This is a genomic window from Jiangella muralis, from assembly GCF_001270745.1.
Taxonomy (GTDB): domain Bacteria; phylum Actinomycetota; class Actinomycetes; order Jiangellales; family Jiangellaceae; genus Jiangella; species Jiangella muralis.
Genome location: NZ_KQ434753.1, coordinates 383,172 through 397,436, shown reverse-complemented (window position 1 = coordinate 397,436; position 14,265 = coordinate 383,172). Strand labels below are relative to the sequence as shown.

The window sequence follows — 14,265 nt, the reverse complement described above, 5'->3', positions numbered from 1 at the left end:
GCACCGACAACGTCGGTTCGCTACGGCCGAGATCCGGGAGCCACCGCCTGCGCCGCCGTGCGACCGAGGAAGGCCAGCAACCGTACGTCCGCCTCGTCGCCGTCGTGGACCGGCAGCGGAGAAGCGAACCGCACCGGCCTGTCCCCGTCGTCGATCAGCAGGCTCGACACCTCCAGCAACCGCCGCGCGAACGACGACGGCAGCGGCCGGTCGGCGCCGCACGCGCGGGCGACGTCCCAGCCGTGCACCGCGATCTCCAGCGCGCCGGTGGCGGCCACCGTCCGGGCGGCCAGCCACCCCTCCCCGACGGCGACGACGTCCGGTCCGGAGCCGGCGGCGCACCGGGCCAGCAGCGTGCGGGCGCGGTGCCGCAGCGTACCGACGGGGTCCGGCTCGGCCTCCGTCCTCGTGGCGGCGGCACCCGGCACTGCGATCCAGCCGGTCTCCGTCGCCTCCAGCAGCGCCAGCAGCGAGTCGTTCAGATGCCGCAGCAGCGCGCCGAGGTTCCAGCCCGCGCACGGCGTCGGCCGCGTCAACAGGTCCGGCCGCACCAGCCCCAGGCTGACCGTCGTGTAGCCGAGGGCTCGTTCGAGCAGCTCCGCCGCGTCGGCCGGCGGGCCGGTCACGGCAGCACGTCCGGCAGCCCGAACCGCGGGAACAGGCTCACGTCGAAGAACTGCGCGATGTGGGTGAGACCGGTCCGGCCGGCCGACACGACCTGCACCGCGAACGGCCGGTAGACGCCGTCGTCGCCGCGCAGGTACTGCGCCAGCGCCGGCTGCCCATTGGCCGACGTGCGGACGATGCGGATATCGCCGGCGCGCTTCATCGGGCACTGGACCCGGATCAGCTCGCCGATGTCGGCCGGGCCGACGAACCAGGCGGCGAACGGCGGCATCTCCCAGACGGCGTCGGCGGTCAGCAGCCGCACGAGCGCGTCGATGTCGTAGGACTCGAACGCCGTGACGTACCGCTCCAGCAGCTCCTCGCGCTCCGGCGGCAGCGGCTCGACGGCGTCGTCCTCGGACGGCGCGATCTTGTCGAGCTGGGCGTGCGCCCGCTGCAGCATGCTGTTGACGGCGGCGGTGGACGTGCCGATCAGGTCGGCGACCTCCGCGGCCTTCCAGCGCAGCACGTCACGCAGCACGAGGACGGCACGCTGCCGCGGCGGCAGGTGCTGCAGCGCCGCGACGAGCGCCAGCCGGACGCTCTCGCGGGACGTGACGACGGACGCGGGGTCGGGCAGCGGCTCGAGCCACGGCACCTCGGACCGTTCGACGAGGTCGCCGCTCGGCTCCGTGCTCGGCCCGCCCAGCCCCGTCGGCATGGGCCGGCGGCCGCGGCTCTCCAACGCGGTGAGGCAGGCGTTCGTCGCGATGCGGTAGAGCCACGTGCGCAGCGACGAGCGGTCCTCGAAGCGGTCGTAGGCGCGCCAGGCGCGCAGATACGTCTCCTGCACGAGGTCCTCGGCGTCGTGGACGGAGCCGAGCATGCGGTAGCAGTGTGCGAGCAGCTCGCGCCGGTACGGCTGGGCCAGTTGCTGGAAGTCGCCCGTCGTCTCGCCGATGGTCGTGGTGTGCACCGTGGCCTCCCTCGTCCTCCGCCGACGATACGCCGCCGAATGGACTGGCCGGCGACCGTCGGCAATGGACGGGAGGGCCGTGAGCGCGGAGGTCATGACTGGTCCGCGGCCAACTGGGCCTGATGTTCCGGGCTGATCTGGAGGATCTGGACGTAGTTGCCGTCCGGGTCGATCGCGGTGGCGAAGAGGCTGCCGTCGCGGTCCTCCAGCGGGGCCAGCCAGCTGACGCCCATGTCGTACAGCCGGCCAACGACGGAACGCGCGTCGTCGACGTCGAAGTTGAGGATCATCCGGCCCGGCTCGGGGTTCGCCGCCCCGACGTCGTCGCGCTGGTCGATCATCAGGTGGAAGGCGCCGTAGCGCAGCATCCGGTAGTCGCCCACGCGTGCGTCGTCGGACGGGGTGAGCGCGGCGGCGTACCAGGCGCCGAGGCGGTCCGGGTCCGTGCTGGACAGCAGGATGCTCGCGAGGCTGGCGGTGCTCATCGGGTCTCCCTCTCGTTGGGTCTGCTGATCAGGCAGACCGCGCGGAGAGCGGAAAGTCATCGGTGGGCGCGGATCACGCCTCGGCTACGCTGTCCGGCCTCTGGACGGAGCCGACGACCCGGATGTCGTACTGGTCCACCACGTAGGTGGTGTGGACGTGCTTGCCGGCGTGGCCGCGGGCCGCCTCTTCGGCGTTGCCGTACGACGAGAACTTGCGCCCGGATTTGCGGCAGGTGGGGCAATGGGCGCGGTAGGTCGGCGCCCAGCGGCGCTCCGGCGCCTCGTTCTCAGCGGTCATGCGCCGGCCCGTCCCCCGCGCGAGCCGGCCCGTCCGTGCACCTCTGCCGTGAGCATCTCGTCCTCTCAGCTCGACTGAGTCCCCGTGGGCCGGGTGGCGTTTCAGGCCTAGTGCCTTGCGGCGCCGGCCGGAACCATCAGCGACGCACCCAGGTACGTGCTGAGGGCGACGTGCACCGAGCACTCGCTGGACCTGCCCCATCGGCGCGATCTGGGGCGGCAGATGGCGCAGTTGCCGTCGCTGTCGACCTGGTGCTGCCGCTGCAGCTGGGAGATGCCGGTGAGCAGGCGCAGCAGCCGCTCGGACGAGTCGCGGTCGAGCGTGGCCTCGCCCTCGAGTAGGCGGCCCGTGAGGCTGGCCAGCTCGTTGCCGATGGCCTCGTAGTGCGTCGGCGTGCCATCGTCCACGTCCGCCGTGGGAGCGGCCGACGTCTCGGGCTGCTCGAACTCGAACTCGCCCGCCTTCGCGCCGTCGACGAACGCCGTCATCTCGTCGTGTGTGAAGACCAGCGCCGGACCGTCGGGGTGCCGCGAGTTGCGCACGGCGACGGCGCCGGTGGGGAGCGGAGCGACCTCGACACAGTTGCCCTGCGCGCCGCTCCGGGTGCTCTTACGCCACCTGGCGGCGGGGATGTCCGACGCGATGATGCCGTTGTCGATCTTGTCCATGCCGCTCATCTCCCAATGGCGTCGACCGGACCACTCGTGCACCTGATCTTGCAGACGAAGGTAGCACGATCTTCGTGCATGTGCAGATGCACGCAGTATTGGTCTTGTGATTGTTGCGCGAGAGGCATGATCGATGCGGGAGTTGGGCGCCATCCTCGCATCGAGCGTGCGTCCGTCATTGGTGACATGCAGGTCGCTCGGAGGGTGACGCCGCAGCTTGTCGCACGGACGGCGCCCGTCGCGGCGGCCAGGCCGGCTCGGGATGGGGCCGGGCGCGGATCGTCAGGGTGGCGGGCTCACGCGCGGCGCCGCGACCTCGGCCGAGCCGCAGGGAGTCTTAGAGTTCGGCGCGGAGCTTCGCCAGGATCTGGCGGCTGTTCTCGGGCGTCTCGGCGTCGACCGCCAGACTGTCGAGCACGCGTCCGTAGGTCTCGACCTCGTCGAGGCGGTCGAGGTAGAGCGCGCCGGTGAGGTGCTCGATGTAGACGAGCGTCGGCAGTTCCTTCTCGGCGAAGCGAAGCAGCGTGAAGGCGCCCTCGGCGGCGTTGGAGTTGCGGTCGTAGGTCACGATCTGCACCGTGATGTGCGGCAGGCTGCTCGCCTCGAGCATCGCGTTGATCTGGGCGTCGAGCACCCTGCGGCCGCCGACCGGGCGGTGGAGCACTGACTCGTCGAGGACGACCCACAGGTGCGGCGCGCCCGGGCGGGCGAGGATGCGCTGCCGGCGTCGGCGCACGTCGATGCGCTGCTCGATGTCGTCGGTGGCGTACTGCGGACGGCCGTGCGTCATGACGGCGCGGGCGTAGTCCTCGGTCTGCAGCAGGCCGGGAACGAACTGGTGCTCGTAGGACTGGATGAGCGACGCCGACTCCTCGAGGCCGACGAAGTCGTTGAACCAGCCGGGGATGACGTCGTTGTAGCGGTGCCACCAACCCTGCTGGTTGGACAGCTTCACCAGGCCGAGGAAGGCATCGCGCTCGGTGGGGTCGTTGATGCCGTAGGTGGTCAGCAGGTCGGCGATGTCGCGTTCCTTGAAGGTGACCTTGCCGGACTCGAGCCGGCTCATCTTCGACTCGGAGGCGCGGATGGTGAAGCCGGCGTCGGCGCGGGAGAGCGAGGCGGCCTCGCGCAGGCGCCGCAACTGCGCGCCGAGGATCATACGACGTGCGGTGGGCGCAGTGGAGCGTGCCTCGGCGAGGCTGTTGCTCCGCGCGTCGTTGCTCGTCACGTGCGTACCTCCCTCGTCGGCTCGCCCGCGTGTCCAGCCTGGCCGGTGGGCCGAGCCGTGGTGTTCGCAGCCTTCATCATCCCACGGAGCCGCCGCCGCATGATCGAGGCGCACGTATGCATGCGGCCGACGTCGGCGCGCCGGGCCTCGAACCCATTGCGCTGATGATCACCCACACCTACGCTATGGGCGATCGAATGCCGGGTCTAGAGCAAGGACTGATTCAATGCCTGACGCTCCTCGAGAAGCTCGCGTGCCGGTCGGCGTGGACCCCAGCCGCGCGAGCATCGCGCGCGTTTACGACGCGTTCCTCGGCGGCACGGACAACTACGAGATCGACCGTGAGGTGTTCCGCCGGGTCCAGTCGGCGGCTCCCGAGGCGCGTGACCTCGCTCTCGACAACCGGGCGTTCCTCATCCGCGCCTGCCGCTTCATCGCCTCGAAAACGGGCATCAAGCAGTTCCTCGACTGCGGATCCGGCCTGCCGACGGCCGAGAACGTCCACCAAGTCGTGCAGCGGTTCGATCCCGAGGCGCGGGTCGTCTACATCGACAATGACCCCGTGGTCCTGGCACACGGTCGGGCGCTACTCGAAGAGAACGCCTACACGCATTTCGTGGCGGCCGACATCTTCGAGCCCGAGCAGGTTCTGGAGAACGCGGTGGTGCGCAAGCACATCGACTTCTCCGAGCCGGTTGCCTTCCTGCAGTTCGGCACCCTGCACCACTACGAGGGCTCGAAGGAGGGTCCGGCCGGGCTCATGAAGCGCTACATCGACGCGCTGCCGACCGGGTCGTACGTCGCGATCTCACACTTCCTCGACCCCGAGAACGAGCACAGCTCCGTCGCACGGCACATGGAGGAGCACTTCCGCGGCAGCCCTATGGGTTCTGGGACGTTCCGCACCAAGGCCGAGATCGAGGAGTTGTTCGACGGACTGGAGATGGTCGACCCGGGCGTGACGCTGTGTGCGCGCTGGTGGCCCGACGGCCCGGAGCTCAACCACCTGAGCCAGGCGCAGGAGTGCATCGCCGGCGGTGTCGGCGTCAAGCGCTGACCGGCGAGACCACATCGTTCACGGGCCGTTCAGGCGTGTCCTATCGCCGGGATCATGCTTGGCAGTAATCTAGGCAGTGGCGGACGGTGAGTAGCCGGCCGCTCGGGAGGCCCGTCCTACGTGCTGACACCATGGCGCGAACGGAGGGCCGGCACCCGGCCCAGTGGGCTCGGTCCCGGCACTCCGCGCGACACAGACGCCTGATTCATCAGGGTGCAATCAGGCGTGAGGGAGACGGACGTGGCCGCTTCCAAGACTCAGACCCGTCGTCGCACCACCCGGCAGGAGCCGGCTCGCCGCACCTACGTTCTCGATACGAGCGTGCTGCTGGCCGACCCGTACGCGATACTCCGCTTCGCGGAGCATGAGGTCGTCCTGCCGATCGTGGTGATCACCGAACTCGAGGCCAAGCGCCACCATCCCGAGCTGGGATACTTCGCCCGAGCAGCGTTGCGGCTGCTGGACGAGTTGCGGGTGGAGCATGGTCGCCTCGACGACCCGATACCGGTCGGCGATGAGGACGGCACGGTCCGGGTGGAGTTGAACCACACCGATCCCGAGGTGCTGCCGGCCGGGTTCCGGCTGGGCGACAACGACTCCCGCATCCTGGCGGTGGCCCGCAACCTGGCCGCCGAGGGGCACGACGTGACGTTGGTGTCGAAGGACCTGCCGATGCGGGTCAAGGCGTCGTCGGTGGGGCTGCACGCCGAGGAGTACCGCGCCGAGACGGTCGTCGAGTCCGGCTGGACGGGCATGGCGGAGTTGGAGGTGGCCGGCAGCCTGCTGGACGAGCTGTACGAGAACGGGTACGCCGACCTCGAGGACGCCCGCGAGCTGCCCTGCCACACGGGTCTGGTGCTGCACAGCGAGCGCGGCAGCGGCCTGGGCCGCATGACGGCGGACAAGCGGATCAAGCTGGTCCGCGGCGACCGCGAGGCGTTCGGCCTGCACGGACGGTCGGCGGAGCAGCGCATCGCGCTGGACCTGCTGCTGGACGACGAGGTCGGCATCGTCTCCATGGGCGGGCGGGCCGGGACCGGCAAGTCGGCGCTGGCGTTGTGCGCCGGGCTCGAGGCGGTGATGGAGCGGCGGCTGCACAAGAAGGTCGTCGTGTTCCGGCCGCTGTACGCGGTCGGCGGCCAGGACCTCGGCTACCTGCCGGGCAGCGAGTCGGAGAAGATGAACCCCTGGGCGCAGGCGGTGTTCGACACCCTCGGGGCGCTGACGACGCAGGACGTCATCGACGAGGTGGTCGAGCGGGGCATGCTCGAGGTGTTGCCGCTGACGCACATCCGCGGCCGGTCGCTGCACGATTCGTTCGTCATCGTCGACGAGGCGCAGTCGCTGGAGCGCAACGTGCTGCTGACGGTGCTGTCGCGCATCGGCAGCAACTCCCGGGTGGTCCTGACGCACGACGTCGGGCAGCGCGACAACCTGCGGGTCGGCCGGCACGACGGTGTCGTCGCGGTGGCGGAGAAGCTGAAGGGGCACCCGCTGTTCGCGCATGTGACGCTGACCCGGTCCGAGCGTTCGCCGATCGCCGCGCTGGTCACCGAGATGCTGGAGCGGATGCCCGGGTGAGCGACGTCTCATTTACTTGATTCGTCAGCTATGTCGGGAACTCCCGTGTCGCCTCCGGTGACGCGGGAGTTCCCGCAGGTCAGGGCCGACGACCAGGGGGAGCGGCGACGGGGTGCGCGGCCGCTTCGGCGGGCTGTCCCTGCGTAGCGGCAGAGCGTCACGATGGGCCGTGTGACACGCCGTCGAGTTGGCAACGATCACGTTTCCATTGCAGGGTGGTGGGGCCCTACAGGAAGGTTCCCCCACCCGTGCATCGGAGACGCAGACGCCTGCGCCGAGTCGTAGCAGGCCTCGGCATCCTCGCCTCGATCACCCTTCTCGCCACCCTGTTCACGGGGTGGCTCGTCGATTCCACCGGCTCCGGAACCGCCGCCGTGAGCACCCAGCAGCTGACTCTCCCGGAGGTCGGCGCGAAGGCCCAGGCACCCGAGCTGCCGTCCCTCGAGGACGACCTCGCCGCGGCCGCCGAGGCCCAGGTGCAGGCCGAGGCCGAAGCCGCTGCCGCCGCGGCTGCTCAGGCGGAGGCGGAGGCCCAGGCGCAGGCGGAGGCCGAAGCGGCTGCCGCCGCGGAGGCGGCCCGCCAGGCCGCTGCCGAGGAGGCCGCCCGGTCGCTGGAGCGGGCCGTCGAGGACCCGCAGTCCGCCGCCCGCACCCTGATGGCCGACTACGGCTGGGGCGACGACCAGTTCCAGTGCCTGGACAACCTGTGGACCCGCGAATCCAACTGGCGGCACACGGCCGAAAACCCGTCGTCGGGCGCCTACGGCATCCCGCAGTCGCTGCCGGCGAGCAAGATGTCCCGGTTCGGCGACGACTACCGCACCAACCCGGTCACCCAGATCGAATGGGGCCTCTGGTACATCGAGGGCCGGTACGGCGACCCGTGCGGCGCGTGGGCGCACTCGGAGTCCGTCGGCTGGTACTGACCCCAGGCTGAAACGCGAAACCCCCGGCACCGAGCGCAGGTGCCGGGGGTTTCGCGCTGCCGGGCTCAGACAGTCGGCGGGCGGGTCATGCTCAGCACGTCGAGCGCCTGGTCGAGCTGGTCCTCGGTGAGCTTGCCGCCGGCGACATAGCCGCGTTCGACGACGACCTCGCGGATGGTCTTCCGCTCGGCCAGCGCCTGCTTGGCGACCTTGGCCGCCTCTTCGTAGCCGATGTAGCGGTTCAGCGGCGTGACGATGGACGGCGACGACTCGGCGTACTCGCGGCAGCGCTCCTCGTTGGCCACGATGCCGGCGACGCAGCGGTCGGCGAACAGCCGCGAGATGTTGGCCAGCAGCCGGATCGACTCGAGCACGTTGCGGGCGATGACCGGCAGCATGACGTTCAGCTCGAAGTTGCCGGCGGCGCCCGCGAACGCCACCGTGGCGTCGTTGCCGACGACCTGCGCCGACACCATGCACAGCGCCTCGGGGATGACGGGGTTGACCTTGCCCGGCATGATCGACGAGCCGGGCTGGAGGTCGGGCAGCGCGATCTCGGCCAGGCCGGCGCGCGGGCCGGAGCCCATCCAGCGGACGTCGTTGGAGATCTTGTACAGCGACACCGCGACGGTGCGCAGCTGGCCGGACAGCTCGACCAGGCCGTCGCGGGCGCCCTGCGCCTCGAAGTGGTTGCGCGCCTCGGTGAACAGCAGCCCGGAGTCGGTGGCAATGCGCCCGATGACGGCGGCGGCGAACCCGGGCGGCGTGTTGATGCCGGTGCCGACGGCGGTGCCGCCGAGCGGGACCTCCGCGACGCGCGGCAGCACGGCCTCGAGCCGCTCGACGCCGTATGCGACCTGCGCGGCGTAGCCGCCGAACTCCTGGCCGAGCGTGACCGGGGTGGCGTCCATCAGGTGCGTGCGGCCGCTCTTCACGACGGACACGAACTCGACGGCCTTGCGCGTCAGCTCACCCTCGAGGTGGCGCAGCGCCGGGACGAGGTCCTCGACGACGGCGCGCGTGGCGGCGATGTGGATGGCCGTCGGGAACACGTCGTTGCTCGACTGCGACGCGTTGACGTGGTCGTTCGGGTGCACCGGCCGGCCCAGCCGCTCGGTGGCGAGCGTGGCGATGACCTCGTTGGTGTTCATGTTGCTGGACGTGCCGGACCCGGTCTGGAAGACGTCGATCGGGAAGTGGCCGTCGTAGTCGCCGCTCGCGACGTCGGCGGCGGCGTCCTGGACGGCCTTCGCGATGTCGGCGTCGAGCACCCCCAGCTCGGCGTTGACCTGCGCCGCCGCCCCCTTGATGGAGGCCAGCGCGCGGATCAGCGCGCCCTCGATGGGCGTGCCGGAGATCGGGAAGTTCTCGACGGCGCGCTGGGTCTGCGCGCGGTACTTCGCCGCCGCGGGAACCCGTACCTCGCCCATGGTGTCGTGTTCGATGCGGTACTCCTGCTCGCTCATGTGCCCATCATCGTCGACCGGGCGTACGCGTGGTGCCGCGGGGTACTCCCGCGGGAGGTCCCGTCTCCGGGTCCAGATCGGGGGAAAACCGGGTGACCCATGGCACATTGCCACGCACTATGTGAGGCAGGCATACTCGTTCTATAAAGAATGAGCCTCCGTTTTATGAGGACCTAGGGAGGGACGGGCGCGGGCACCCCACTCCGGCACTCGCCCCGGCACGTCATGGCCTTCGACATCCGCGAATACACCCGAACGTCCCGAGCCGTGCAGTGGCAGGATCTGCCGCTGGACGAGTTCCGGACCAACCCGCTGCCGCCCGAGACGTTGCGCAGCCTGCGCTACATGTGCGACGTCGAGTACCACACCGTCTGCTACCTGCGCGACATGCTCGTCACGCCGTCGCACAAGGATCCGCAGGTCACCGCCTTCATGACGATGTGGAACATGGAGGAGTTCTGGCACGGCGAGGCGCTCGCCGAGGTGCTGAACCTCCACGGGCTGGCCATCGACTACGACCACCTCAAGGCCACCCGGCTCAAGATGGGCTGGCGCGACAAGCTCGACCCGATCAAGCAGTCCATGCTGGCCAACGTCATCGGCGAGGACTTCGTCGCGGTGCACATGATCTGGGGAGCGGCGAACGAGTGGTCGGCCATCACGGCCTACAACCGGCTCGCCCAGCTCGAACAGCACCCCGTCCTCGCCGAACTGCTCAAACGCATCGCGAAGCAGGAGGCGCGGCACGTCGCCTTCTACGCCACGCAGGCCCGCGACCGGCTGGCCCGCAGCAAGAAGGCACAGCGGGTGGCCCGCTTCGCGCTGCGCAGGTCGTGGGGACCGGTCGGCTCCGGCGTCATGGCCGAGACGGAGGTGCGGCACGTGTTGCGCCATCTCATGAGCGGTCCGGACGGGCGGCAGGCGGCGCGCACCATCGACGACCACATCAGCAAGATGCCCGGGCTGGCCGGCCTGCGCATCGTCGAGGACGCACTGGAGGCGCGTGGCATCCCGGCCTGACGGCGGCCCGGCGTGGTCAGGTGGTGCGGCGTGGTCAGGTGGTGCGGCGGGCGACGTACACGTGGTAGTCGACCTCGCGGCTCTCGCGCCACACCGTCCGCACCACCTGCTCCACCTCGCCGACGGCGTCGGCCAGCACGCCGGCCAGCGCCGGCGCCGGCGCTGCCGACCACACCGCCAGCAGGCCGCCCGGACGCAGCGCCCGGGCGGCGACGGAGAGCAGCGGCCGCTCGTACACCTCGGCGTTGGCCTGATGAACGAGGAAGTGCGGCCCGTTGTCGACGTCGAGCAGGATGCCGTCGTACGCCGACGGTGGCGCCGCGCGCAGCATGACGCGCACGTCGTCGACCACCATGCGCACCCGCGGGTCGGCGACGACGGCGTCCAGCCCCGGCACGACGCCGCGCCGCAGCACGTCGACCAGCGTCGGCTCGATCTCGACGACGTCCACCCGCCCCACCCGGTCGTCGGCCAGCAGCGCCGCGGTGGTGAACCCGAAGCCGAGCCCGGCCACCAGCACCGCCGACGGCGACGGGTGCCGGTCCAGCAGCAGGCCGGCCAGCAGCCGCTCCGTCGACGTCTCCGCGGTGTCCATGAGGAACGTGCCGTTGACGATCAGTTCGTAGACCGGGCCGTCCGAGCCGGACCGTCGCCGCACCACCACCTCGCCGTCGACGCCGTCGTGGCGGACCAGCGTCTGCGGGGTGTCGAACACGAGATCACCGTATGTCCTCGACCGGCGGCACCGGATGTCGTAGGTTCGACTCACACCCTGACGCTCCGATGCCGTAGCGGTCACCTGGAGCGACAGCCCTGCTCCATGGAGGCGATGTGGGCAGAAGGACCGTCAGCGTCGCAGCCGCTGCCGCCCTCACGATGGGGCTGGCGGCCTGCGGCAGTAGTGACTCCACTCCGACACTCACGTGGTACATCAACCCCGACAACGGGGGCCAGGCGGAGCTGGCCAAGCGGTGTACCGAAGCGGCCGGCGGCGAGTACCGCATCGAGACGTCGCTGCTGCCGCGCGAGGCGTCGGCACAGCGCGAGCAGCTGGCCCGCCGGCTGGCCGCCAACGACTCGTCCATCGACATCATCAGCCTCGACCCGCCGTTCATCCCAGAGCTGGCCGAGGCCGGGTTCCTCGCCGAGATCCCCGACGACGTCGCGGAAGCGGTCACCGAGAACGTCGTGCAGGGCGCCATCGACGGCGCCACCTGGCGCGACGAGCTGGTCGCGGTCCCGTTCTGGGCCAACACCCAGCTGCTCTGGTACCGCAAGTCCGTCGCCGCGGCGGCCGGGCTGGACCCCGAGAACGAGCCGGTGACGTGGCAGCAGATCATCGACGCCGCCCAGTCGCAGGACAAGTACCTCGGCGTCCAGGGCATCCGGGCCGAGGCGCTGACGGTGTGGATCAACGCGCTGGTCACTTCGGGCGGCGGTGAGATCATCGACAACCCGGAGGCGCCCGCCGACGAGGTGCAGCTGGGCCTCGAGACCGACGCCGGACGCGCCGCCGCGCAGATCATCGAGGACATCGCCCGCAACGGCCTGGGCGGACCCGGCCTGGCCAACGAGGACGAGAACGCGTCGATGCTGCAGTTCCAGGGCGACCGCGGCTCGTTCATGGTCAACTGGCCGTTCGTCTGGGCGGCCACGCTGGCCGGCGTCGAGGGCGGCAACCTCGACCAGTCGCTGGTCGACGACATCGGCTGGGCGCAGTACCCGGCGGTCGCCGAGGGCGAGGACTCCCGTCCGCCGTACGGCGGCATCAACCTCGGCATCGGCGCGTTCAGCGAGCACACCGACCTCGCCATCGCGGCGGCGCAGTGCATCGTCCAGCCCGACAACCAGGCCTACTACATGGTCACCAACGGCAACCCGGCGTCCAACACCGAGGCCTACGAGGACTCCGAGGTCCAGGACGCCTTCCCGATGGCCGATCTCATCCGCGAGTCGCTCGAGGCGGCGGCGCCACGGCCGCAGACCCCGTACTACAACGAGGTCTCCACCGGCCTGCAGAACACCTGGCACCCGCCGAACTCCGTGACACCCGACTCCTCGCCCGAGGAAGCCACGACCTTGATCACCGAGGTGCTGAAGGGGGAGAGGCTGCTATGAGCGTGACGGAGACCACGGGCGACACCGGCCGTTCGGCGGACGACGGCGGTCGAGGCGGCAAGATCCCGGTCAGCGACCGGGTGCGGGCCGAGCGGCGGCTCGGCTGGTGGCTGGCCGGCCCGGCGTTCGTGGTGATGCTGCTGGTCACCGCGTACCCGATCCTGCAGGCGTTCTACGAGTCGCTGTTCAAGTACCGGCTCACCGACCCTGACGCCCGCGAGTTCACCGGGCTGAACAACTACGTCGTGGTGCTGACCGACCCTGTGTGGTGGCGGGCGGTCGGCGTCACGGTGCTCATCACCGTCATCACCGTCGCCATCGAGGCCGTGCTCGGCTTCGCGCTTGCCCTGGTGATGCACCGGGCGCTGACGACGCTGCGGCCGATCCTGCGCACGGCCATCCTCGTCCCGTACGCGATCATCACCGTCGTCTCGGCGTTCGCCTGGTTCTACGCCTTCGACATCAACTCCGGGTTCGTGAACTCCTGGTTCGACTTCGTGCCGGGCATCGGCTCGGACACCAACTGGTTCGGCGAGTTCGGCACGTCGGTGTTCGTCATCATCGCCTCGGAGATCTGGAAGACGACGCCGTTCATCTCGCTGCTCCTGCTCGCCGGGCTGGCCCAGGTGCCGGAGGACCTGCAGGAGGCGGCCAAGGTCGACGGCGCCACCTGGTGGCAGCGGATGTACAAGGTGACCATCCCGAACATGAAGGCCGCCATCATGGTCGCGCTGCTGTTCCGGACCCTCGACGCGTTCCGCATCTTCGACAACGTCTTCATCATGACGCAGGGCGCCAACAACACCGAGGTCGTCTCGTTCCTGGCGTACAGACAGACGATCAGCCGGCTCGAGATCGGCCTCGGCTCGGCGGTCTCGGTGCTGCTGTTCCTCTGCGTCGTGCTGATCAGCTTCCTGTTCATCAAGTTGTTCAAGGTCGATCTGGCCAGCGCGAGAGGGGAGCGGTGATGGACGAGCAGCAGCTCTCGCGCGGCACCAAGGCCTGGTGGTGGGTCGCCGGCGTCGTCGTCATCGTCTACGCGCTGTTCCCGGTGGCGTGGATCATCTCGCTGTCGTTCAAGACCCCCAGCGACCTGGCGACGGGGGAGTTCCTGCCGACGAACTGGGTGGGGGACAACTACGACAGCATCCTGCGCGGTGACGCCCAGGACCTGTTCCTGTCGTCGCTGCGCAACTCCATCGGCATCTCGCTGATCGCCACGTTCATCTCGGTGGTCCTGGCGATGTTCGCGGCGTACGCCATCGCCCGGCTCGACTTCCCCGGAAAGCGGCTGATCCTGACGACGGCGCTCGCGGTGGCGATCTTCCCGGTCATCTCGATCGTCACGCCGCTGTTCAACCTGTGGCGCAACATCGGGCTGTACGACACCTGGCTCGGCCTGATCATCCCGTACCTGTCGCTGACGCTGCCGATCTCGATCTGGACGATGTCGGCGTTCTTCCGGCAGATCCCCTGGGAGCTCGAACAGGCCGCGCAGGTCGACGGCGCGACCACCTGGCAGGCGTTCCGCAAGGTGATCGTGCCGCTCGCGACGCCCGGCGTGTTCACCACGGCGATCATCTCGTTCTTCATCGCGTGGAACGACTTCATCTACGGCATCTCGCTGACCTCGACCGAGGCGGCCCGGCCGGTCCCCGCGGCGCTGGCGTTCTTCACCGGCGCCTCGCAGTTCGAGGAACCGACCGGTGCCATCGCGGCGGCGGCGGTGGTCGTCACCATCCCCGTCGTGATCCTCGTCCTGCTGTTCCAACGCCGGATCGTGTCCGGCCTGACCCAGGGCGCCGTCAAGGGCTGACCCCGCTGTTAATGGAGGAG

The 14,265-nt window shown here is 69.9% G+C and carries 15 protein-coding genes; 7 read left to right on the top strand and 8 right to left on the bottom strand.

All coding sequences use genetic code 11. The features are described 5' to 3' along the window. Nucleotides 1-20 precede the first annotated feature (20 nt). The 6 genes from ACW62_RS07540 to ACW62_RS07515 all read right to left on the bottom strand — a co-directional run bounded on the left by ACW62_RS07540 (nucleotide 21) and on the right by ACW62_RS07515 (nucleotide 4,192). Nucleotides 21-626 (bottom strand): TIGR03086 family metal-binding protein, encoded by a 606-nt coding sequence (locus ACW62_RS07540; RefSeq protein ID WP_053203454.1) that lies wholly within the window; start codon nucleotides 624-626, stop codon nucleotides 21-23. After that, complete coding sequence (locus ACW62_RS07535; protein WP_083459399.1) at nucleotides 623-1,678, bottom strand: sigma-70 family RNA polymerase sigma factor; 1,056 nt, start codon at nucleotides 1,676-1,678, stop codon at nucleotides 623-625. The genes ACW62_RS07540 and ACW62_RS07535 overlap by 4 nt, the downstream gene beginning before the upstream one ends. Next, entirely contained in the window at nucleotides 1,675-2,067 is a 393-nt protein-coding gene (locus ACW62_RS07530) for a VOC family protein (protein WP_053203452.1), read from the bottom strand. The genes ACW62_RS07535 and ACW62_RS07530 overlap by 4 nt, the downstream gene beginning before the upstream one ends. Before the next feature lie 73 nt (nucleotides 2,068-2,140). Further along, nucleotides 2,141-2,365 (bottom strand): hypothetical protein, encoded by a 225-nt coding sequence (locus ACW62_RS07525; protein WP_053203451.1) that lies wholly within the window; start codon nucleotides 2,363-2,365, stop codon nucleotides 2,141-2,143. A 107-nt stretch (nucleotides 2,366-2,472) separates the two neighbouring features. After that, the gene (locus tag ACW62_RS33000) at nucleotides 2,473-3,033 is read right to left on the bottom strand and encodes a DUF397 domain-containing protein (RefSeq protein ID WP_083459473.1); all 561 of its coding nucleotides are present in this window, start codon (nucleotides 3,031-3,033) and stop codon (nucleotides 2,473-2,475) included. Between the two features lie 337 nt (nucleotides 3,034-3,370). Beyond that, nucleotides 3,371-4,192, bottom strand: a complete 822-nt coding sequence (locus tag ACW62_RS07515; protein WP_053203450.1) for a helix-turn-helix domain-containing protein — start codon at nucleotides 4,190-4,192, stop codon at nucleotides 3,371-3,373. 295 nt (nucleotides 4,193-4,487) lie between these two features. Here ACW62_RS07515 and ACW62_RS07510 point away from each other — a divergent pair, with 295 nt between their 5' ends. The 3 genes from ACW62_RS07510 to ACW62_RS35115 all read left to right on the top strand — a co-directional run bounded on the left by ACW62_RS07510 (nucleotide 4,488) and on the right by ACW62_RS35115 (nucleotide 7,825). Further along, nucleotides 4,488-5,318 (top strand): SAM-dependent methyltransferase, encoded by an 831-nt coding sequence (locus ACW62_RS07510; protein WP_053203449.1) that lies wholly within the window; start codon nucleotides 4,488-4,490, stop codon nucleotides 5,316-5,318. Nucleotides 5,319-5,558: 240 nt separating this feature from the next. Further along, nucleotides 5,559-6,899, top strand: a complete 1,341-nt coding sequence (locus ACW62_RS07505) for a PhoH family protein (protein ID WP_053203448.1) — start codon at nucleotides 5,559-5,561, stop codon at nucleotides 6,897-6,899. A 374-nt stretch (nucleotides 6,900-7,273) separates the two neighbouring features. After that, the gene (locus ACW62_RS35115) at nucleotides 7,274-7,825 is read left to right on the top strand and encodes an aggregation-promoting factor C-terminal-like domain-containing protein (RefSeq protein WP_053203447.1); all 552 of its coding nucleotides are present in this window, start codon (nucleotides 7,274-7,276) and stop codon (nucleotides 7,823-7,825) included. Nucleotides 7,826-7,890: 65 nt separating this feature from the next. Here ACW62_RS35115 and ACW62_RS07495 read toward each other — a convergent pair whose 3' ends face one another. Beyond that, nucleotides 7,891-9,291, bottom strand: a complete 1,401-nt coding sequence (locus ACW62_RS07495) for a class II fumarate hydratase (RefSeq protein ID WP_053203446.1) — start codon at nucleotides 9,289-9,291, stop codon at nucleotides 7,891-7,893. A 225-nt stretch (nucleotides 9,292-9,516) separates the two neighbouring features. Here ACW62_RS07495 and ACW62_RS07490 point away from each other — a divergent pair, with 225 nt between their 5' ends. After that, nucleotides 9,517-10,311: a ferritin family protein gene (locus tag ACW62_RS07490; protein ID WP_053203445.1), complete on the top strand. Its 795-nt coding sequence runs from the start codon at nucleotides 9,517-9,519 to the stop codon at nucleotides 10,309-10,311. Nucleotides 10,312-10,345: 34 nt separating this feature from the next. On the opposite strand, the gene ACW62_RS07485 is transcribed toward ACW62_RS07490, so the two are convergent. Further along, entirely contained in the window at nucleotides 10,346-11,026 is a 681-nt protein-coding gene (locus tag ACW62_RS07485) for a spermine/spermidine synthase domain-containing protein (protein ID WP_083459397.1), read from the bottom strand. 116 nt (nucleotides 11,027-11,142) lie between these two features. On the opposite strand from ACW62_RS07485, the gene ACW62_RS07480 reads away from it, so the two are divergent. From ACW62_RS07480 to ACW62_RS07470, 3 genes are read left to right on the top strand one after another with little or no spacing between them, the layout of a single operon-like run. After that, entirely contained in the window at nucleotides 11,143-12,429 is a 1,287-nt protein-coding gene (locus ACW62_RS07480) for an extracellular solute-binding protein (protein WP_053203444.1), read from the top strand. After that, nucleotides 12,426-13,397 carry a carbohydrate ABC transporter permease gene (locus ACW62_RS07475; protein ID WP_083459395.1) on the top strand — a complete coding sequence of 324 codons (972 nt, stop codon included), beginning with the start codon at nucleotides 12,426-12,428 and terminating at the stop codon, nucleotides 13,395-13,397. Before ACW62_RS07480 ends, ACW62_RS07475 begins: the two co-directional genes overlap by 4 nt. Next, nucleotides 13,397-14,245, top strand: coding sequence for a carbohydrate ABC transporter permease (locus ACW62_RS07470; protein WP_053203443.1), 849 nt, complete (start codon nucleotides 13,397-13,399; stop codon nucleotides 14,243-14,245). Before ACW62_RS07475 ends, ACW62_RS07470 begins: the two co-directional genes overlap by 1 nt. The last annotated feature ends 20 nt before the right edge of the window (nucleotides 14,246-14,265 follow it).

Bases quoted from the DNA above. Each gene is read 5' to 3' on its own strand.
- ACW62_RS07475 (WP_083459395.1), top strand. From the start codon at position 12,426: ATGAGCGTGACGGAGACCACGGGCGACACCGGCCGTTCGGCGGACGAC.
- ACW62_RS07530 (WP_053203452.1), bottom strand. From the start codon at position 2,067: ATGAGCACCGCCAGCCTCGCGAGCATCCTGCTGTCCAGCACGGACCCG.
- ACW62_RS07535 (WP_083459399.1), bottom strand. From the start codon at position 1,678: ATGACCTCCGCGCTCACGGCCCTCCCGTCCATTGCCGACGGTCGCCGG.
- ACW62_RS07490 (WP_053203445.1), top strand. From the start codon at position 9,517: ATGGCCTTCGACATCCGCGAATACACCCGAACGTCCCGAGCCGTGCAG.
- ACW62_RS07495 (WP_053203446.1), bottom strand. From the start codon at position 9,291: ATGAGCGAGCAGGAGTACCGCATCGAACACGACACCATGGGCGAGGTA.
- ACW62_RS07515 (WP_053203450.1), bottom strand. From the start codon at position 4,192: ATGATCCTCGGCGCGCAGTTGCGGCGCCTGCGCGAGGCCGCCTCGCTC.
- ACW62_RS07470 (WP_053203443.1), top strand. From the start codon at position 13,397: ATGGACGAGCAGCAGCTCTCGCGCGGCACCAAGGCCTGGTGGTGGGTC.
- ACW62_RS33000 (WP_083459473.1), bottom strand. From the start codon at position 3,033: ATGGACAAGATCGACAACGGCATCATCGCGTCGGACATCCCCGCCGCC.
- ACW62_RS07510 (WP_053203449.1), top strand. From the start codon at position 4,488: ATGCCTGACGCTCCTCGAGAAGCTCGCGTGCCGGTCGGCGTGGACCCC.
- ACW62_RS07525 (WP_053203451.1), bottom strand. From the start codon at position 2,365: ATGACCGCTGAGAACGAGGCGCCGGAGCGCCGCTGGGCGCCGACCTAC.